The organism is Acinetobacter sp. Marseille-Q1623 (genome assembly GCF_902809895.1).
Classification (GTDB): Bacteria; Pseudomonadota; Gammaproteobacteria; order Pseudomonadales; family Moraxellaceae; genus Acinetobacter; species Acinetobacter piscicola_A.
In genome coordinates, this window is the sequence record NZ_CADDWG010000003.1 from 107802 (window position 1) to 128411 (window position 20610).

At 39.7% G+C, this 20610-nt stretch carries 12 protein-coding genes, 2 tRNA genes and 3 rRNA genes; 10 read left to right on the forward strand and 7 right to left on the reverse strand.

From position 1 onward, the window contains the following. Positions 1-38: 38 nt before the first annotated feature. The 4 genes from erpA to HUV91_RS16070 form a co-directional block, all read right to left on the reverse strand. A complete protein-coding gene (gene erpA, locus HUV91_RS16055) occupies positions 39-374 on the reverse strand; it encodes an iron-sulfur cluster insertion protein ErpA (RefSeq protein WP_130075112.1) in 336 nt (111 codons plus the stop codon). A gap of 129 nt (positions 375-503) precedes the next feature. Next, positions 504-1508, reverse strand: a complete 1005-nt coding sequence (locus tag HUV91_RS16060; RefSeq protein WP_174494073.1) for a putative solute-binding protein — start codon at positions 1506-1508, stop codon at positions 504-506. 184 nt (positions 1509-1692) lie between these two features. Further along, positions 1693-2697, reverse strand: coding sequence for a putative solute-binding protein (locus HUV91_RS16065; RefSeq protein ID WP_130075110.1), 1005 nt, complete (start codon positions 2695-2697; stop codon positions 1693-1695). Positions 2698-3114: 417 nt separating this feature from the next. Further along, a complete protein-coding gene (locus tag HUV91_RS16070; RefSeq protein ID WP_130075109.1) occupies positions 3115-4119 on the reverse strand; it encodes a putative solute-binding protein in 1005 nt (334 codons plus the stop codon). Between the two features lie 609 nt (positions 4120-4728). Between HUV91_RS16070 and HUV91_RS16075 the strand changes: the two genes are divergently transcribed. The 6 genes from HUV91_RS16075 (at position 4729) to rrf (ending at position 12810) form a co-directional block, all read left to right on the forward strand. Then, positions 4729-6852: an AAA family ATPase gene (locus tag HUV91_RS16075; RefSeq protein ID WP_174494074.1), complete on the forward strand. Its 2124-nt coding sequence runs from the start codon at positions 4729-4731 to the stop codon at positions 6850-6852. A gap of 568 nt (positions 6853-7420) precedes the next feature. Next, positions 7421-8957 (forward strand): 16S ribosomal RNA (locus HUV91_RS16080). A 59-nt stretch (positions 8958-9016) separates the two neighbouring features. After that, positions 9017-9093, forward strand: a tRNA-Ile gene (locus HUV91_RS16085). 74 nt (positions 9094-9167) lie between these two features. Further along, a tRNA-Ala gene (locus tag HUV91_RS16090) sits at positions 9168-9243 on the forward strand. 384 nt (positions 9244-9627) lie between these two features. Continuing rightward, positions 9628-12520 (forward strand): 23S ribosomal RNA (locus HUV91_RS16095). Between the two features lie 175 nt (positions 12521-12695). Further along, positions 12696-12810, forward strand: a 5S ribosomal RNA gene (gene rrf, locus HUV91_RS16100). The 16S, 23S and 5S rRNA genes sit together here with 2 tRNA genes alongside, the layout of an rRNA operon. 444 nt (positions 12811-13254) lie before the next feature. On the opposite strand, the gene HUV91_RS16105 is transcribed toward rrf, so the two are convergent. Beyond that, entirely contained in the window at positions 13255-13938 is a 684-nt protein-coding gene (locus tag HUV91_RS16105) for a TIGR04219 family outer membrane beta-barrel protein (RefSeq protein WP_174494075.1), read from the reverse strand. 137 nt (positions 13939-14075) lie between these two features. Between HUV91_RS16105 and HUV91_RS16110 the strand changes: the two genes are divergently transcribed. From HUV91_RS16110 to HUV91_RS16125, 4 genes are all read left to right on the forward strand, one after another. After that, on the forward strand, positions 14076-15506 hold the full coding sequence (locus HUV91_RS16110) for an aldehyde dehydrogenase family protein (RefSeq protein ID WP_174494076.1): 1431 nt from the start codon (positions 14076-14078) through the stop codon (positions 15504-15506). A gap of 65 nt (positions 15507-15571) precedes the next feature. Beyond that, on the forward strand, positions 15572-16159 hold the full coding sequence (locus tag HUV91_RS16115) for a DUF1287 domain-containing protein (protein WP_174494077.1): 588 nt from the start codon (positions 15572-15574) through the stop codon (positions 16157-16159). Between the two features lie 331 nt (positions 16160-16490). Further along, positions 16491-17975, forward strand: a complete 1485-nt coding sequence (locus tag HUV91_RS16120) for a sodium-dependent transporter (RefSeq protein WP_174494078.1) — start codon at positions 16491-16493, stop codon at positions 17973-17975. 1 nt (position 17976) lies between these two features. Next, complete coding sequence (locus HUV91_RS16125; RefSeq protein ID WP_081406165.1) at positions 17977-18087, forward strand: methionine/alanine import family NSS transporter small subunit; 111 nt, start codon at positions 17977-17979, stop codon at positions 18085-18087. Between the two features lie 89 nt (positions 18088-18176). Here HUV91_RS16125 and rsmB read toward each other — a convergent pair whose 3' ends face one another. Further along, positions 18177-19487: a 16S rRNA (cytosine(967)-C(5))-methyltransferase RsmB gene (rsmB, locus tag HUV91_RS16130; RefSeq protein WP_174494079.1), complete on the reverse strand. Its 1311-nt coding sequence runs from the start codon at positions 19485-19487 to the stop codon at positions 18177-18179. Further along, complete coding sequence (gene fmt, locus HUV91_RS16135) at positions 19484-20446, reverse strand: methionyl-tRNA formyltransferase (RefSeq protein WP_174494080.1); 963 nt, start codon at positions 20444-20446, stop codon at positions 19484-19486. The genes rsmB and fmt overlap by 4 nt, the downstream gene beginning before the upstream one ends. Positions 20447-20610: the final 164 nt, after the last annotated feature.

The following is a 20610-nucleotide window of genomic DNA, read 5'->3' on the forward strand; positions in this document are numbered from 1 at the left end:
CCTCGAAGTTCAGGGCATTTTAAAAATCTGTTTTAATCTTAGATTGAAAATGAAGAACCGCAACCACAGGTTGTTGTTGCATTTGGATTATCTACAATAAAACGAGAACCTTCTAAACCTTCAATATAATCGACTTTTGAACCGACTAAATACTGGTAGCTGAGTGAATCTACCAACATTTTAACATCGCCATTACTAAATTCAGCATCATCATCATTCATGCTTTCAGCAAAGTTAAAGCCATAAGAAAATCCTGAACAGCCGCCGCCAGTGACATAGACACGTAACATAAGTTCTTGATTACCTTCACTATCACGAAGTTGACGAACTTTATTCGCTGCATTATCAGTTAGTTCAAGAGCTTGGGCATTCATGGGGATATTCCTCAAACGAGTTCGATTGTGTCTTACAAACAAAAAGACCATATATAGTATACCTAATATATGGTCAGTCTGTGAACTTTAAAGTCAATTCTGAGTAAAATTGTTGGTTTTTACTCTAAATTATTTATAGTTCTCGTCTTGAAGGGCGCATTCAAAGTTTTTAGGGTCATTTTTACAACGGAACTGCCATAAAAGTTTCATCATTTGCTTATTATAAACCCCTTGCTTTGTTAAGCTGATTCGAGATTCACGCATTAGTTTTTGATAGCCTGGTTTATCGGCAGCTGGAACTTGCATCCAATATTTTGCTGGAATATCTGCTTTCATTTTACCGATAATGCCAAAAGCACGTGGTAATTGCGCTTTGACCCAATCACGAGATTTTTGCCCAAAACCTTCTGGGAATTTGTCTTTGCGAATAATTAAATTACCTGTCACTTGTAAAATAGGGTAGTTCACAATCGCACCTTTCGTGCCTAAACCTTTATGTAATTCTAAGGGTTTAAACACCGCAGCAGGCGCACCAATAATATCTACCTGTCCGTTATTGAACTTTGCACCAAAGTTGGTAACATCCGCACTCACCGCTTGGGCACCCACTTGTTGTACCATGATTTTTTGTGCTTGGTCATAGTCTAGAACTGCAATTTTTTTACCAGCGGCTTTCGCCACAGTATTGATATTACGATCATTGACCATCAAGAATGCATCACCTACAGGAATGACCCCGACAACCTCATATTGACCGTTAGTCATATATTTTGCAAAGTTCGGTGAACTTAAACCTTGCATAATTTTAACCGCAAGATTTAAGTCAGGAATAGCCCCAATTGCATCGAGTGAACCTGTAAAATTATTAAATTGACGACCACGCATGCCTGTGACACTGATCCCATCACATTTTCCTGCTTTGAAATCTTCTGCAATGACGGCTTCGTTTTGATTAACTTTGAGTTCAATGTCAGCCCCCCATGTTTTAGCGGCAAGCTGATAATCTTTCATGAGATTAAATACGTCACCATTTTTTCCAACTAAGTCAAATACACAGACCACTTGTTTGGCTTGGGCGCTGGAGATTGCAGTACATAAACCTGCTGCAATTAAGAGTGTCTTAGACCAACTCATTTTATTTTCCTTTCCGTGATTAAATTATTGTTTTGATAGGTGCTGTGTGAAGAGTCTTATTCTTGCGCAGGCATCTTGATATAAGATTAAGTGTTAAGCATTTGCTCAACAATGACTTAAATGACAAATTATAAGCTAAAAAAAAACCCAGAATTAATTCTGGGTTTTTCTTTTTAAATCAATATTATTCGCCTGCTAAAGAGCACTCGAAGTTTGCTTTATCGACAGAGCAGCGTGCTTTTTTCAATACAGACATCATGCTCGCATCATAGATGCCCATTTTTGTTAATTCTAAACGTCCGTCACGCATGAGCTTTTGATATTTTAATTTATCATCAGCAGTCAAGTTTACTTTATATTTCGCTGGGATAGATGCTTCTAAGCGACTAATCATTGAAAAACTCTTTGGTAAGTTCTTCACGAAATAATCACGAGACTTTTGACCAAAACCTGCAGGGAATTTTTCTGGGCGAATTAAGAAGTCAGCTGTAATTTGTAGCACTGGGAAGTTAAATACTGCACCATTTGCACCTAAGCCTTTGTTTAATTCTAAAGGTTTATATGCATATGCTGGCGCACCGATCATATCAACTTGACCGTTATTGAATTTTGCAGCAAAGTTAGAGATATCAGAAATAACCGCTTGTGCACCAACACGTTGTACCATAACTTTTTGTGCTTGGTCATAGCCTAAAACTGCGAATTTTTTACCCGCTGCTTTTTCAATTGAGTTAATGCTCTTGTCACGAACAAAAATGAATGCAGAACCTAAAGGTGCAATACCTGCAACTTCATATTTTTTACCACCAAGATTCGACACCATTTTGCCTGCGTTACGCGCATCAAGAGCAAAAGTAATCGCTTTTTGTGCAATCGCATTACTTGGCGCACCACCTAAAGAATCGATAGAACCAACAAATTTGTTATATTGACGTGCACGCATTGCTGTCATGAATACGCCGTCACATTTACCTGCTTTAAAGTCGTTATCAGCAACAGCTTCATCTTGTTTAGGGATCAGAGTCACATCTGCTCCCCAACCTTTTGCAGCTAAAGCCCATTCTTGTGCCATTTGGAATGATTCACCAGATTTACCAAGTAAATCAAATACACATACATTGATAGCCGCATTTGCATTGGCAGCGGTTAAACCTAAGATTGTTGTTGCAGCGAGCGCTATTTTTTTCATAATTTGGTCCTTGTCAATTATACGTCCATAATTGGAGTTTCTTTTAAACGCAATCTTAATCAACTTTTTTTAAAAAAAATAGAGCTTTTACTCCATTTTTTTATCTATTTTAGATCATTGCATTATTTAAATTTTCATTGTAAATCAGTTAAAAAAAATTAAGTTAAATTATTTAAGATTTTGTATTTTATTGTATTTTTGAATTTATATATTATGCAATATTTTATAAAAAATAATTTGTGTATTAAAATACTGAATAAATTGAACGTAACAGTTTATGTTTGATTACAACAAAAACCTCTTTTTCCTACATTAAGCAGAGTGAATCTTTCACAAGCCGAATCGTTTTTTATGACAGACAGCTAGGAGTCAACAGGACTGTAAATAAAATGTGCATATTATACAGTCCTGATACGGTTATTCATCAGTCAATGAGCATTCAAAGTTAGTACGTTCTACGGTACAACGTGCACGCTTAAGAACGGACATCATGGTTGCATCATAAACGCCTTGTTTTGTCAGTTCTATACGGACTTCGCGTAAGAGTTTTTGATATTTGATTTCATCTTCTTTTGAGATATTCAGTTTATATTTTGTGGGAATTTCAGCCTCTAGCCGCTCAATAAGTTTAAATGTTTTTGGCAATCTTTTGAGCGACCAAGCACGTGATTGGCTACCAAAACTATTAGGAAATTGGTCTGCTTTGATGATGATGTCTGCTGTGACATGCATAACGGGATACGTAAACATGGCACCTTTAGTACCTAAGCCTTTGTAAACTTCTAAGGGTTTAAAGGCATATGCTGGTGCAGGTACAGAGTCAACTTCACCTGAATTAAATCTTTTGACAAAATTTGATAAATCGGAAGGAACCCCGATTGCGCCGACACGATCAACCGCAGCTTTTTGTGCTATATCATAATGTAAATAAGCAAATTTAACCCCTTTAGCTTTTTCAAATGAGTCGATTTTGCGGTCACGAACGAAAATATAAGCCATACCCAAGGGACTGATACCCGCTAGTTCATATTTGATACCATTTTTAACAGAAATGAGTCTTTTATCATTACGTTTATCAAGTGCATAGGCAATTGCTTTTTGGGCAATTGCATAGCTTGGAACACTTCCTAATGCATCAATAGAGCCACCAAACTTATTATATTCACGCGAACGCATTGTGGTCATCGCAACAGCATCACATTTATTCGTTTTAAAATCTTTATCAGCTTGTTCTTCTGACTTGTAAGCAACGAGGTTGATATCTGCCCCCCAATTTTTAGCAGCTAAAGCCCATTCTTCCATGACTTTATATGATTCGCCAGCCTTACCTAAAAGGTCAAATACACAGACATTTTGTTTTGCTTGTGCTATTGAAGGAATACATATCCCGAAGGCACAAACTAAAAATAATTTTTTTTTCATTGTTATTTCCTTAACTTTTTATCTAACTTAACCCATAAGTTTTTATTATTTTTAACATAAAAAGAGAATCATAATCCAATACTAAGCGCTGAGTGGTAAGGAGATACTCAACCTTAAATTTTTTAAAGATCACGCAATATATTTAGTGCTTGTTTAAATATAGATGATTTGATCTTATAAAGCGGAAAATGGAGAATACAGAAAAAACTTGAAGTTTGAAAAATGAGCAATTAATATAGCGCTCAAATCAGCCATTGTGGCTTTGATCAATAATGATTTCAATTGACATTTAACCTTTATTCATCTTGTACGTTGCCTTTGACAAGAGTCTCTTTACACTTAACTGGTTGCAGGATGACCATAATATCTTGATTTAACCCGCCATTTATTTGATCCAAAACAGCAGAATTGTATTTGGAATATTCGGGAGAAAAATCATGTTGTTAACTGTACTTATGCACTTTGGTTTGCAATAAAACCATATAAAACTGAACGCTTTAAATTGCGTGAAAAATTTAAAAACTTTTTAAAGAATATAAATGCTTTCGGTACGTTGTTTTAATGAAAAATGACGCGCGTACTGACATTTAAAAAATTGTTAGTGAAAATATGAATAAATATGTAAATCAACCTTTTGCCAATGATGTGCAACAAGGTGAGATGGAGAGTTTTACTGAAATTCATCCATTGGCGAAGCTATGGGCTTTTCGTTTTTTAGTTGAATTAGGTGGTGCAAAAGAGTTTATTTCAGACAATTGTTTTAATAATCAGTGGATTGCAAAACAGTTGGGCTTTTCTGAACCTCTGTTAAATGATCAATTTAACGAGCAAGCTGCCTATCAAGAACTTAAACAGCTTCATCAAAATATTGAACAGCAGCATTTAAATCAGCCATTTCAATTTAGTGAAGAATTACAATTTAATCTTAAATTATTACAACAGCTTTTAGATTTAAATGATGTTGAAAGTCTGATTTTAGGTTTTGTGATTTTACTCAATAGTGAACAACTTTTAGATGATATTGCAGATACATTAGGCGAGTTAACAGCGTCTAAAACCTTACGTGCGTTAGCGATTGTGTTGGATGTGCCTTATGAAGAAATTCGTCAAGCACTCTCTACACAAGGACGATTACAGCGTAGTGGTTTAGTCAGTTTACAGCAGTATTACCGTAATTATTTACGTATTAAATTAAGTTTAGTCTCAAATCAATTGGTGGATAAATTACTGGTTAAAGCCAATGATGTGATGGATTTGTTCACGGGTACGATTAATAAAAGTGATAGGGCTGAACTTACGATTCAAGATTATCCTCATCTACAAAAAGATTTAAATTTATTGTTGGCTTATTTAAAACAAGTCAAAAATACCAAACAAAAAGGTGTAAATATCTTCCTTTATGGAAGCTCAGGTACAGGTAAAACGCAGCTATGTAAAGTCTTAGCTGCTGAGTTAGCGGTACAACTTTTTGAAATTTCTTATGAAGATGCGGATGGTGATGCCATTTCTGCAACAGGACGTTTATGTGCTTATCGTGCAGCACAATGTATTTTTGACAGCCAATCTGCTTTATTGATGTTTGATGAAGTTGAAGATGTATTTAATGATACTGAAAATGGAATGGGAATGAAAAGTACTGCCCAGAGTCGTAAGGCTTGGGTAAATCGTATTTTAGAGCAAAACCAAACACCTACCATTTGGGTGTCTAATTCTGATCAGCTTGATCCTGCATTTATTCGTCGCTTTGATATGGTCTTGGAAATAAAAGTACCGCCGAAAAAGCAACGTATGAACTTTATTGTTAAACAATGCGGTCATGAATTAGACCGAATGTATCAAGAAGCATTTTCAAATATCGAACAGCTTTCACCTGCGATTTTAAATCGTAGTTATAAAGTTGCGAAAATGGCAAAAATGCACAATGACAATTTAGCGTTACCCAATAGTATGACGAAATTAATTTCAAATACATTAAAGGCGCAAGGTTTTCGTGCAGTTAAATTACAAGACAGTAATGCTTTGCCACAATTTTATGACCTGAGCTATATCAATACATCCTCTAACCTAAAAGACATTGCCACAGGAATTCAACGCCATGGTTTTGGTCGCTTATGTTTATATGGTGCATCAGGTACAGGTAAAACGGCATTTGCACGTTGGTTGGCTGAATTCATTGATCAACCTTTGCTGATCAAGAGAGGCTCTGACTTAATTTCACCTTGGGTTGGGCAAACTGAACAAAACTTAGCACAAGCTTTTGCTGAAGCTGAAGAGCAGCAAGCGGTATTATTGTTAGACGAAGTCGATAGCTTATTACAAGATCGACGACAAGCAAGTAAATCTTGGGAAATTTCACAAGTAAACGAGTTCTTGGTTCAAATGGAAAGTTTTAACGGCATTGTTGTTGCAACGACCAACCGTTTTGAAGAATTAGACCAAGCTGCTTTACGTCGTTTCGATTTTAAAATGCACTTTGATTTCTTAACCTATGCACAGCGTTTTGCTTTATTGGAAAATGTTTGCCAACAATTAAATCTTGAAATAGACGAAGTTCAAATCAAAGCACACCTACAAGGACTAAATCGTCTTTGTGCAGGAGACTTTGCTGTTATTGTTCGCCAAGCATGTTTTCAGCCATTTAAAAATGTAAATGCTGTACTACAACACTTACATGAAGAAATGGCTGTTAAATATAAAACTTCACAAAGTATTGGATTTACCGCATCAAATTGATGCGGTTTTTCTTTTTTAATCGAAAATTAAAAAATGTAGACTAAATTTTCAGCAGTGATAATGAAAAATAAATTACAAAAATGCTTTAATTGTGAAAAAAATAATTAAAATTGATTAAAAAATAGATAAAAAAACATTTTTTTAACGATTTTCGTAGAAAAAATACCCATGCAATAAAAAACTTTAAAAAAAGGGGTTGCGTCGTATCTGAAATGCTGTAGAATGCACATCCATCGGCGGTGATGAAGATTAAAACTTCTGATAAAACAATAACTTGATTGAATTGATTAAGTTGGGTTTTAGAAGGAAGGATTAAAAATAATTTTCATTACATGTTGACTTTCTAGAGATAGAGAGTAATATAGCCGACCTAGCTTGATGCTGACGAAGCATTAAGAAGATCATTAAGAGAATATGAAGAACAACTTGTGTGGATTTTTACTGGTTGATTGATCGAAATTATTTTCATTGATTGATGGTAGAAATTACTCGAAGTTTATTTGAGAAATTAATGTCAGAAAATTGATGAGCCAAGATTTGGTGTTTTGAATAAAGCACTATTGATTTTAAACTGAAGAGTTTGATCATGGCTCAGATTGAACGCTGGCGGCAGGCTTAACACATGCAAGTCGAGCGGGGAAAGGTAGCTTGCTACTGGACCTAGCGGCGGACGGGTGAGTAATACTTAGGAATCTGCCTATTAGTGGGGGACAACGTTTCGAAAGGGACGCTAATACCGCATACGCCCTACGGGGGAAAGCAGGGGATCTTCGGACCTTGCGCTAATAGATGAGCCTAAGTCGGATTAGCTAGTTGGTGGGGTAAAGGCCTACCAAGGCGACGATCTGTAGCGGGTCTGAGAGGATGATCCGCCACACTGGGACTGAGACACGGCCCAGACTCCTACGGGAGGCAGCAGTGGGGAATATTGGACAATGGGGGGAACCCTGATCCAGCCATGCCGCGTGTGTGAAGAAGGCCTTATGGTTGTAAAGCACTTTAAGCGAGGAGGAGGCTACTTTGGTTAATACCTAAAGATAGTGGACGTTACTCGCAGAATAAGCACCGGCTAACTCTGTGCCAGCAGCCGCGGTAATACAGAGGGTGCGAGCGTTAATCGGATTTACTGGGCGTAAAGCGTACGTAGGCGGCTTTTTAAGTCGGATGTGAAATCCCTGAGCTTAACTTAGGAATTGCATTCGATACTGGGAAGCTAGAGTATGGGAGAGGATGGTAGAATTCCAGGTGTAGCGGTGAAATGCGTAGAGATCTGGAGGAATACCGATGGCGAAGGCAGCCATCTGGCCTAATACTGACGCTGAGGTACGAAAGCATGGGGAGCAAACAGGATTAGATACCCTGGTAGTCCATGCCGTAAACGATGTCTACTAGCCGTTGGGGCCTTTGAGGCTTTAGTGGCGCAGCTAACGCGATAAGTAGACCGCCTGGGGAGTACGGTCGCAAGACTAAAACTCAAATGAATTGACGGGGGCCCGCACAAGCGGTGGAGCATGTGGTTTAATTCGATGCAACGCGAAGAACCTTACCTGGTCTTGACATAGTAAGAACTTTCCAGAGATGGATTGGTGCCTTCGGGAACTTACATACAGGTGCTGCATGGCTGTCGTCAGCTCGTGTCGTGAGATGTTGGGTTAAGTCCCGCAACGAGCGCAACCCTTTTCCTTATTTGCCAGCACTTCGGGTGGGAACTTTAAGGATACTGCCAGTGACAAACTGGAGGAAGGCGGGGACGACGTCAAGTCATCATGGCCCTTACGACCAGGGCTACACACGTGCTACAATGGTCGGTACAAAGGGTTGCTACCTAGCGATAGGATGCTAATCTCAAAAAGCCGATCGTAGTCCGGATTGGAGTCTGCAACTCGACTCCATGAAGTCGGAATCGCTAGTAATCGCGGATCAGAATGCCGCGGTGAATACGTTCCCGGGCCTTGTACACACCGCCCGTCACACCATGGGAGTTTGTTGCACCAGAAGTAGGTAGTCTAACCGCAAGGAGGACGCTTACCACGGTGTGGCCGACGACTGGGGTGAAGTCGTAACAAGGTAGCCGTAGGGGAACCTGCGGCTGGATCACCTCCTTAACGAAAGATTGACGATCGGTAAGAATCCACAACAAGTTGTTCTTCATTGAAGTATCTGAGGGTCTGTAGCTCAGTTGGTTAGAGCACACGCTTGATAAGCGTGGGGTCACAAGTTCAAGTCTTGTCAGACCCACCATTCTGACGAACACATTATTTAATTGAAAAATTAAATATTGAGTACAGGGAATTAGATATTTTAGATCTTAAGCTGGGGACTTAGCTTAGTTGGTAGAGCGCCTGCTTTGCACGCAGGAGGTCAGGAGTTCGACTCTCCTAGTCTCCACCACATTCTTACAGAATGTTAACTAGCTAATAAACAAGCAAATAAAATGATAGCTTATAGAGCTTAGTGATAAAGAAGCGTATAATACGCTGCATTGTTATTAAGCTCTGTGATTTATCACAGTTGACTGCGATCTGACGAAGACGTAGTGAATCATTAACAGAATATATTTGAGTTGAAATAAATTGTTCATACTCGTTTCAAGTAGGCAACTACAAGAAATGAGTTACTAGCGATAAAACTGAATCAAGCGTTTTGGTATATGAATTTAGATTGAAGCTGTACAGTGCTTAAGTGCACAAGACGCCAACTGTATGATTGACTGAGTAATTAGTTGATCTGTTGCTCATCCTACTTGTAGGGATGAACGACTGTTTGGGGTTGTATAGTCAAGTAATTAAGTGCATGTGGTGGATGCCTTGGCAGTCAGAGGCGATGAAAGACGTAATAGCCTGCGATAAGCTTCGGGGAGGCGGCAAATATCCTGTGATCCGGAGATTTCTGAATGGGGAAACCCACTTACCATAAGGTAGGTATCGTATGATGAATACATAGTCATACGAGGCGAACGAGGGGAAGTGAAACATCTCAGTACCCTTAGGAAAAGAAATCAATTGAGATTCCCTCAGTAGCGGCGAGCGAACGGGGATCAGCCCATTAAGTTATATGTGTTTTAGCGGAACGCTCTGGGAAGTGCGACCGTAGAGGGTGATAGTCCCGTACACGAAAGGGCACATATAATGATGACGAGTAGGGCGAGGCACGTGAAACCTTGTCTGAATATGGGGGGACCATCCTCCAAGGCTAAATACTCCTGACTGACCGATAGTGAACCAGTACCGTGAGGGAAAGGCGAAAAGAACCCCTGTGAGGGGAGTGAAATAGATCCTGAAACCGCATGCATACAAGCAGTGGGAGCCGACTTGTTCGGTGACTGCGTACCTTTTGTATAATGGGTCAGCGACTTATATTCAGTAGCAAGGTTAACCGTATAGGGGAGCCGTAGAGAAATCGAGTCTTAATAGGGCGTATAGTTGCTGGGTATAGACCCGAAACCGGGTGATCTATCCATGAGCAGGTTGAAGGTTGGGTAACACTAACTGGAGGACCGAACCCACTGTCGTTGAAAAGCCAGGGGATGACTTGTGGATAGGGGTGAAAGGCTAATCAAACTCGGTGATAGCTGGTTCTCCCCGAAAGCTATTTAGGTAGCGCCTCGGACGAATACCATTGGGGGTAGAGCACTGTTTCGGCTAGGGGGTCATCCCGACTTACCAAACCGATGCAAACTCCGAATACCAATGAGTACTATCCGGGAGACAGACTGCGGGTGCTAACGTCCGTAGTCAAGAGGAAAACAATCCAGACCGCCAGCTAAGGTCCCAAAATCTATATTAAGTGGGAAACGATGTGGGAAGGCATAGACAGCTAGGAGGTTGGCTTAGAAGCAGCCACCCTTTAAAGAAAGCGTAATAGCTCACTAGTCGAGTCGGCCTGCGCGGAAGATGTAACGGGGCTAAAATATAGTACCGAAGCTGCGGATGTATACTATGTATACGTGGTAGGGGAGCGTTCTGTAAGCCGATGAAGGTGGATTGAGAAGTCTGCTGGAGGTATCAGAAGTGCGAATGCTGACGTGAGTAACGACAAAACGGGTGAAAAACCCGTTCGCTGAAAGACCAAGGGTTCCAGTCCAACGTTAATCGGGGCTGGGTGAGTCGACCCCTAAGGCGAGGCCGAGAGGCGTAGTCGATGGGAAATTGGTTAATATTCCAATACTTCTGTGTAATGCGATGAGAGGACGGAGAAGGTTAAGTCAGCCTGGCGTTGGTTGTCCAGGTGAAAGGTTGTAGGCATGTATCTTAGGCAAATCCGGGGTACTCTATGCTGAGAACTGATAGCAAGCTGTACTTGTACAGTAAAGTGGCTGATACCATACTTCCAAGAAAAGTCTCTAAGCTTCAGTTACACAGGAATCGTACCCGAAACCGACACAGGTGGTCAGGTCGAGTAGACCAAAGCGCTTGAGAGAACTCTGCTGAAGGAACTAGGCAAAATGGTACCGTAACTTCGGGAGAAGGTACGCTGCTTTTGGTGATGGAACTTGCTTCCTGAGCTGAGAGCAGCCACAGAAACTAGGCCCCTGCAACTGTTTATTAAAAACATAGCACTCTGCAAACACGAAAGTGGACGTATAGGGTGTGATGCCTGCCCGGTGCTGGAAGGTTAATTGATGGGGTTAGCGTAAGCGAAGCTCTTGATCGAAGCCCCAGTAAACGGCGGCCGTAACTATAACGGTCCTAAGGTAGCGAAATTCCTTGTCGGGTAAGTTCCGACCTGCACGAATGGCATAATGATGGGGGCGCTGTCTCCAGCAGAGGCTCAGTGAAATCGAAATCGCCGTGAAGATGCGGTGTACCCGCGGCTAGACGGAAAGACCCCGTGAACCTTTACTGCAGCTTGACATTGAACTTTGATCTTACTTGTGTAGGATAGGTGGGAGGCTTTGAAACCGAGACGCTAGTTTCGGTGGAGCCAATCTTGAAATACCACCCTGGTAATATTGAGGTTCTAACTCTGCTCCATTATCTGGAGCGAGGACCATGTCTGGTGGGTAGTTTGACTGGGGCGGTCTCCTCCTAAAGAGTAACGGAGGAGTACGAAGGTGCGCTCAGCGTGGTCGGAAATCACGCGTAGAGTATAAAGGCAAAAGCGCGCTTAACTGCGAGACCCACAAGTCGAGCAGGTACGAAAGTAGGTCTTAGTGATCCGGTGGTTCTGTATGGAAGGGCCATCGCTCAACGGATAAAAGGTACTCTGGGGATAACAGGCTGATACCGCCCAAGAGTTCATATCGACGGCGGTGTTTGGCACCTCGATGTCGGCTCATCTCATCCTGGGGCTGAAGCAGGTCCCAAGGGTATGGCTGTTCGCCATTTAAAGAGGTACGCGAGCTGGGTTTAGAACGTCGTGAGACAGTTCGGTCCCTATCTACCGTGGGCGCTGGAAATTTGAGAGGATCTGCTCCTAGTACGAGAGGACCAGAGTGGACGAACCTCTGGTGTACCGGTTGTGACGCCAGTCGCATCGCCGGGTAGCTATGTTCGGAAGGGATAACCGCTGAAAGCATCTAAGCGGGAAGCCTACCTCAAGATAAGATTTCCCTAGGACTTTATGTCCTCTAAAGAGCCGTTGAAGACTACGACGTTGATAGGTTGGATGTGGAAGTGCAGCGATGCATGAAGCTGACCAATACTAATTGCTCGTGAGGCTTGACTATACAACACCCAAACAGTTGTATGTTTCAATGAATTCAAAGCAAAATGCTTGATTTAGTTCAAAAGCTAGTTACAATAGCAACTCAAATTATCCTGTTAATAACTCATTTGGTACGAAGTAAGGCATACACTGTAAATCACAGTTTAAATAAGACCCGAATAAGTCCATAACAGTTTGCTGGCGACAATAGCAAGAGTGAACCACCTGATCCCTTCCCGAACTCAGAAGTGAAACCTCTTAGCGCTGATGGTAGTGTGGGATTACCCATGTGAGAGTAAGTCATCGCCAGCTTTTAAATTTAAACACCCCCAACTGTAAGGTTGGGGGTGTTTTTTTATGGCGGGTGGGAAATAGCCATCAATAACAGAAACAGGTGATAAAATTATGCTAAAAAGTATTTTAATTGAAATATTTTTTAAATCTTCCTAAGTCTTTAAAATAAATTATATATAAAAAAGAAACCCCATCATCCTGATGGGGTTCTTTCATATTAGTGAGTTAGATCTGACTCCTGTCGAATCTCACATTCCTGATGCTCAGACTGTTTATTGTTGTTTTGTGTCTGGGAAACGTCCTGTTCCCTATGTTTATAGAATATGAAATTCATGCTTCTCCGAAAAGATGCAATTTGCACCACTAACTGTAAGCATTTTCTTACATCGTCATATTATAAATTTTCAATAAAAAAGCAGATCCTATGATCTGCTCTTTGTTTTCTTTTGGGTCTGTTCGATCTTAGAAATGTGCATCTAATCCGATATATGGACCTTTGAATTCAAATTTCATATCACGTTTGTCCATGTCGTCTAATTCGATATTCATGACACGGTAACCAACTTTTGCACCCAAATCCAATAATATACTTTGTACAAAGTTATATTGAACTTCTGCTTGTGCATCGGTGATTTTGACATCATTGACATTGGTATAAGTCGCTTCAGCTTTGGCACTGAAACCTGTAAATGGTAATTTTCCACCAACTTCTGCATAAATAATCGGTGAATATTCATCTACATCAACAGATTGACCGAATTGTTTTACATCACCATTTAAGCGTGTTGCACCTACACCGACATCCGCTTTAACGATATTGTCCAGAATTTCGTAATATAAAATTAAATCAGTATGATCTAAATTAATATCTGTTTTATTGATGGTATTGGCTTCAGTTTCGGTATCTAATTTTGTGTATTTCACTTTTACATTTGGAATAATTGGTACAGGATGCTCAAATGCAACAGAGGCTTGTACAGTGCCTTTACGATCTAAGTCTTGATCTGCTAATCGTTTTTCATCAATGTTGGCTTTGCCATCTATATTCCAATAGCTGATGTCACCTTTTAAGCCAATAAAATCGGCTTGTGCGAATGAGCTTAATCCTAAAACTGCAATAAACACAGGTAATTGTTTTAACTTCATAAGATCCTCTGACTGAATAGATGTATTGTGCTGAATTGTTACTTAAATACATTTCATAGTTTTATAAACTGAGGGCATGATATAGAGGTTTCAGCCATTTTGCATTATGAGAATATAGATAATAAAGGAGATGAAGTATGGCAGGGTTAGAATTCCCATTATATGTGGCAGGGAAGCCTGTAAAAACAGGACAATGGCTTGAGGTTAATGATAAGTTTTCGGGTCAACTTTATGCAAAAGTTGCTTTGGCAGATAACAAAGTCTTAGATAAAGCGATCAGTTCAGCAGTTAAAGCACAACAAGAAATGGCGAATTTAAAACCATTTCAAAAGCAAAAAATTCTTTTACATTGCGTCAATCGTTTTAAAGAAATGCGTAGTGAATTAACGGCATTATTAATCGCAGAAGGTGGAAAACCTAAACTTGCTGCCGCAGCAGAAGTAGAACGATTAATTAATACTTTTCAAATCGCAGCTGATGCTGTCACCACAATTGATGATGGTCGCCTGATGCCTTTGGCTGTGACTGCAGCAGGTTCGGCTTATCGGGGGATGGTACAACATGTTCCAATTGGTGCAGTGTCTTTGATTAGCCCATTTAATTTTCCATTGAATTTAACTGCTCATAAAATTGCACCTGCAATTGCTGCAGGTTGTCCATTTGTTTTAAAACCTGCAAGTTTGACACCAATTTCAGCCTTGAAAATTGCTGAAGTATTGGCAGAAACAGAATTGCCTAAAGGGGCTTTCTCTGTATTGCCATGCCCACGTGAACACGCAGATGTTTTAGTGACGGATGACCGTTTTAAACTATTAAGTTTCACAGGTTCTGACCAAGTGGGTTGGGATATGAAAGCTCGTGCAGGCCGTAAAAAAGTCACTTTAGAATTGGGTGGCAATGCTGCTGTTTTGATTGAACCAGATACTGAAATGACTGATGCATTGGTGGATCGTGTGATCAGTGGTGCATATAGTCATGCAGGGCAAGTTTGTATTAGTGTGCAACGGATTTTGGTGCATTCAGATATTTATGCCGAGTTTAAGAAGAAAGTTTTAGCGAAATTGAAGAAAATTCATGCGGCAGATCCAAGCTTGGAAACGACGATTGTTGGCCCAATAATCAAAGCATCTGAAGCTGTTCGTTTGAAAAAATGGGTAGATAAAGCTGAAAAGAAAGGTGCTAAAATCTTAACCGGTGGTACTCTAAATGGTGTTTTATTTGAGCCTACTTTGTTGGAAAATGTCGATGAATCTCTTGAAATTTACCAAAATGAAGCCTTTGGTCCAGTGGCGATTTTAGAAAAATATAAGGATTTTGAAAAAGGGATTGCCACAATCAATAAGAGTCGTTTTGGTTTACAAGCAGGTGTTTATACTCAAAATCTAAACAAGATGCTCTATGCATGGGATCATCTACATGTGGGTGGTGTGATTATTAATGATATCCCAACTTTCCGTGTGGACAACATGCCCTATGGCGGTGTGAAAGATTCAGGCTTAGGTCGTGAGGGCATTCAATCGGCGATTCGTGATATGCAGGAAGAACGCCTTTTGGTGATTAAACAATAATATTTTTAACAGTAATTTATTTATCAAGGAGTCTCAGCTCCTTGTTTTTTTTTAGGTATTTTCTAATGACAATAAAAGCATTTAAACAATTATCTGTACTATTCTTTGTATCGTTACTCAGTGTGCAAATTTGGGCATTTCAATCTGATAAATTGGTAACCGATGCACGTTCACAAATTTGGAAAACACTCTATTACGACCCAGCCTATACACAGCTCAAATATCCCATGGGGGATGTACCTTTGGTCAAAGGTGTGTGTACAGATGTGGTGATTCGAGCATTACGTCACCAAGGGATTGATTTACAACAACGTATCCACGAAGACATGAAAGCTAATTTTTCTAAGTACCCAAAAAAATGGGGATTAAAAGCAACAGATAAAAATATTGATCATCGTCGTGTTCCGAACATTATGACCTATTTTCAACGACAAGGTTATGCGGTTCAGGATCAGCACTATAAAGCAGGCGATATTGTGGCGTGGGATTTAGGCAAAGGGCTGACACATATCGGTATTATTTCTGACAAAACTACGGTACTTTCAAAAGTTCCATTGGTGATTCATAACATTGGTTATGGAACGCGTGAAAATGATATTTTAAATGAATATAAAATTATTGGACATTATCGAATTCCGAGCAATGCGAAATAAAACTTAAGGCTTAAAATAAAAATCTACTAAAGGGGGAAAGGATAAAAAAATAAGCAATTAATTAGAAAATGTTCATTCTAAAGTCGAATTTAGTGTAGAAATTACAGTAAAAGGCAAGGAAAACAGGTATTGTTGCGCCATTAAACAATATTTTTTAAGATTTTCTTTAAGCAAGAAATCACAACAAAATATTGGTTTGTAATAACAACAAAGTGCTCACAAGGTGCTGTTTTATTCAAACAAAAAGAATTTAGGAATTGGACTCCTTTTGCATGTTAAAGATAAACACAATATGCGGCAATGTGGAGTCCACACATCGTAGGTATTTTCTATGTCAGATAATCGTGAAAGTTGGTCTGCACGATCAGGCTTTATTTTGGCGGCGATTGGTTCAGCCGTAGGTTTGGGTAACATTTGGCGTTTCCCTTATGTCGCTTATGAAAATGGTGGAGGTGCATTTTTAGTACCTTACTTAATTGCAATTTTTGCAGCAGGGTTGCCTTTATTATTTTTAGACTACGCAGTGGGGCACAAATATCGTAAAGCGCCACCAATTGCGTATAAAAAATTAATGAATAGTGAAGCATTGGGGTGGTGGCAAGTCATGGTGACTTTGGTCATCGGGATTTACTATGCCAGTGTCTTGTCATGGGCAGGTAGTTATATGTTCTATTCCTTTGGTCAACAATGGGGGAGCGATACAGAGGCCTTTTTCTTTAAAAGTTATTTAGCAAATGGGGAAGGTCTGGCATTTGGTTTTGTACCCACTTTGTTTTTTGGTCTAGTCATTGTATGGGCTGTAGTGATGTTTATTCTCTATGGTGGTGTACGTCGTGGGGTAGAACTTGCCAATAAAATTTTTATGCCTTTATTGGTCATTTTATTTTCTATCCTTGTGATTCAAGCATTACGCTTGCCAGGGGCAACAGAAGGATTAAATGCTTTCTTCACGCCAAATTGGGAAGCCATGACCAATTATAAAGTATGGTTGGCTGCATTTGGTCATATCTTCTTCTCACTCTCTGTGGGTTTCGGGATTATGTTGACGTATGCATCTTATTTAAATAAAAAAGCCAATATGACGGGTTCAGGTGTTGTTGTGGCATTGGCAAACTCATCCTTTGAGATTCTGGCAGGGATTGGGGTATTTGCTGCACTTGGTTTTATGGCACAAAGTTCAGGTGTTCCCGTAAAAGATGTGGTTTCAGGGGGAATTGGCTTAGCCTTTATCGCATTCCCAAAAATCATTTCAAGTATGGGGTCAGGCGGTGACTTATTTGGCTTCTTGTTCTTTGCTTCTCTTGTCGTAGCAGGGATTACCTCTATGGTGAGTATTTTACAAGTGCCTATTGCCGCATTTCAGGATAAATTTGGTTGGTCTAAAAATAAAGCTGTAACTATTATTGGTGGTGTATCTGCTGTCATTTCAACGATTTTATTCTCTACACACAGTGCAATTACTTTTGTTGACATCATCGATTACTTTGCCAATAACATTGGTATTGTCGGTGGTGGTTTATTGTCGATTATTTTAGTGTCTTGGTTCCGTCGTCCATTGATGGCTCAATTAGAAGCTCATGTGAACCAATACTCAAGTATTAAGCTGGGTACTGGTTGGAATTTTCTTCTGACTATTATTACACCGATTTCATTGTTGGTTGCATTATTATTGACGATTAAAGCAATCATCACAGAAGGGTATGGTGGTTATCCTGCATCAACTTTATGGTTGATTGGTGGTGGTGTTGTGGCGTTCTTTGTTCTTGGTGCAATCCTTTTAAGTTTGACGAAAGACACAGCGTCAAAGGAGAATTAAAATGAATACATCTGCGATTGTGATGATGATTCTATCGATTGTTTTATTATGGGGTGGGTTGATTTTGGCAACCATTCATTTGGTTAAAAACCCTGATGAGGCAGAAGATTAATTCTTTATCATCAGAATAAAAAATGCCCAATCACATGATTGGGCATTTTTTTATGGTATCTAAAAACGAAACATTAGATCGATAAATCTTTACGCGATTTTTTCAATTCGACAATAATAGAAGCCGTCACCAAAACCCGTTTCAGGCAATAACTGGCGACCATGAATTTGTTTTAATCCCCAATTTGCTTCAATTTTGACTTCTTTGGCATCTGTATGATCTGCAAAGAATTGAACCATTTGTTGCTCATTTTCAGCTTTCAAAATCGAGCAGGTGATATAAAGCAATGTTCCACCAACTTTAAGCTGTTGCCACATCTGATTTAAAATCTTGTGTTGCAAATCTACAGTCTGTTGAATATCACCTGACTGACGCAACAAACGAATATCAGGATTACGACGCATTACCCCAATGGCTGAACATGGTGCATCAAGCACAATACAATCAACTTGTTCAGGAGCTGTCCAAGTTGTTGCATCCGCAGTGAGAATTTCAAGCTCACTGATATTGTTGAGTTGCAAACGTTCTAAGTTCTCTGAAACACGAAGTAAACGCTTGGTATCATGATCAAGTGCAATCAATTTTTTAGGTTGGAATTTTTCCAAAATATGCGCAGTTTTTCCACCTGGTGCAGCGCAGGCATCGACGACAATTTTGTCATTTAAGTCAGGTAGCAAAGTTGCACAAAGTTGTGCATGTTCATCTTGAACCGAAAAGCCACCTTCTGCAAAACCTGGTAAATGGGTAATATTGGTATTTTGTTCTAGTACGATGCCCACATGAGACAAATCACATTCATGTGCTTGAATGCCTGCTTCATCTAAAATCTCAAGATATTCATCACGGCTGACTTGACGATCATTCACACGTAATGTTAAAGGTGCACTTTGTTTTAAGTTATGACATAACTCATCAACATGCTCAGCCCAATCTTTCTTTAAACGTTTAAATAACCAACTTGGCAAACCATGTGCTTGATCTAAAGCAGCTTGAAATTCTGATGTTTCACGTGAAACACGACGTAAAATTGCATTCACCACACCGCCCATTGCTTCATAACCCAGTTGTTTAGTCGCAGTCACTGTTTCAGAAATTGCAGCATGGGCAGGAATACGAGTACACAGTAACTGATACAAACCCAAATACAAACAGGTTTCAATCGATGGATTATTTAAAGGTTTATTGAGCAAAGGCAAAGTAATGGCTTTGAGCGCATACCATTGACGCAATGTGCCTAAAACTAACTCATGAAATAACGCACGATCACGCTCCGCTACTTGCTCCAAATTTTGGTGCAAAAAACTATTCAGTGATTTACCATCTTGTACAGACAGTAAAGTGCGAACCACTTGTGCACGTAAATTCACTGTTGATTTTGCAGAGGAATGTTTTTGGCTCATGCGAAGAGATGTCCTACAGTTAATTTTTGAGTTTGGTTAATTTGAACAGCATTCAATGCTTTACCACCTGGCCATTGTAAGTTGGTTATACAGACAGCTTGCTGATCGCCACAAGCCACATGCACACCATTTTTATCCAATGCAATAATCTCACCTGCTTGTTTATCTGAAGCATCTAAAGTTGATAAAACAGAATTCCATACCCGCAAATTGTTATTCTCATCAATCGGGGTAAATGCCACAGGCCAAGGATTAAAAGCACGAATATTACGGTCAATCTCTACAGCAGAACGTGACCAATCGATCTGCGCTTCTGCTTTAGATAATTTAGTGGCATATATAGTCAAGGCTTCATCTTGAACTTCACGTTCAGCTAGATACTTTTGTAAGCTTTGTTCGGACGCTAATACCGTGCAAATTGCTTCAGCACCTTGAATGGCCAGTTTGTCATGTAGGCTTGCAGAGGTATCTTCATTTGTAATAGGGCAGATGGTTTTATACATCATATCGCCTGTATCTAACCCTGCTGCCATTTTCATGATAGTCACGCCTGTTTCAGTATCACCTGTTGAAATGGCGCGCTGAATCGGTGCTGCACCGCGCCAACGTGGTAACAAGGAACCATGAATATTAAGACATCCGTATTTGGGTGTGTCTAAAATGACTTGTGGCAAAATTAAACCATACGCAGCCACGACCATGACATCAGCATTCAATTCCGCTAATTGTTTTTGTGCAGCCAAACCTTCTTCAGTAGATGATTTAAAATTTACAGGTTGATAAACCGTTAAGTGATGCTCAAGAGCAAGTTGCTTGACCGCAGAGGCTGTAAGCTTTTGTCCACGTCCTGCTTTACGATCAGGTTGAGTGTAAACTGCAACAATTTCATGATCAGTTTTTAAAAGGGCGCTAAGTGCATGTGCTGCAAATTCGGGGGTACCTGCAAAAATTATTTTCAAGATAGGAGCTCTAAGAAAAATTAAAAAGCAGTATATCAAAGCTACGTCAAATCAGACGATTTTGATCAATTTTCATAATAAAATAAAAAAAATGTAAATATAAAAGGTATGAATATTACAAATAAAAATTGCTTAATTAAAAAAACAATTGAAAACAAAAGCTT

Excerpts from the sequence above, each read along its gene's own strand:
- erpA (WP_130075112.1), bottom strand. The coding sequence starts at position 374 with ATGAATGCCCAAGCTCTTGAACTAACTGATAATGCAGCGAATAAAGTT.
- HUV91_RS16060 (WP_174494073.1), bottom strand. The coding sequence starts at position 1,508 with ATGAGTTGGTCTAAGACACTCTTAATTGCAGCAGGTTTATGTACTGCA.
- HUV91_RS16065 (WP_130075110.1), bottom strand. The coding sequence starts at position 2,697 with ATGAAAAAAATAGCGCTCGCTGCAACAACAATCTTAGGTTTAACCGCT.
- HUV91_RS16070 (WP_130075109.1), bottom strand. The coding sequence starts at position 4,119 with ATGAAAAAAAAATTATTTTTAGTTTGTGCCTTCGGGATATGTATTCCT.
- HUV91_RS16075 (WP_174494074.1), top strand. The coding sequence starts at position 4,729 with ATGAATAAATATGTAAATCAACCTTTTGCCAATGATGTGCAACAAGGT.
- HUV91_RS16105 (WP_174494075.1), bottom strand. The coding sequence starts at position 13,938 with ATGAAGTTAAAACAATTACCTGTGTTTATTGCAGTTTTAGGATTAAGC.
- HUV91_RS16110 (WP_174494076.1), top strand. The coding sequence starts at position 14,076 with ATGGCAGGGTTAGAATTCCCATTATATGTGGCAGGGAAGCCTGTAAAA.
- HUV91_RS16115 (WP_174494077.1), top strand. The coding sequence starts at position 15,572 with ATGACAATAAAAGCATTTAAACAATTATCTGTACTATTCTTTGTATCG.
- HUV91_RS16120 (WP_174494078.1), top strand. The coding sequence starts at position 16,491 with ATGTCAGATAATCGTGAAAGTTGGTCTGCACGATCAGGCTTTATTTTG.
- HUV91_RS16125 (WP_081406165.1), top strand. The coding sequence starts at position 17,977 with ATGAATACATCTGCGATTGTGATGATGATTCTATCGATTGTTTTATTA.
- rsmB (WP_174494079.1), bottom strand. The coding sequence starts at position 19,487 with ATGAGCCAAAAACATTCCTCTGCAAAATCAACAGTGAATTTACGTGCA.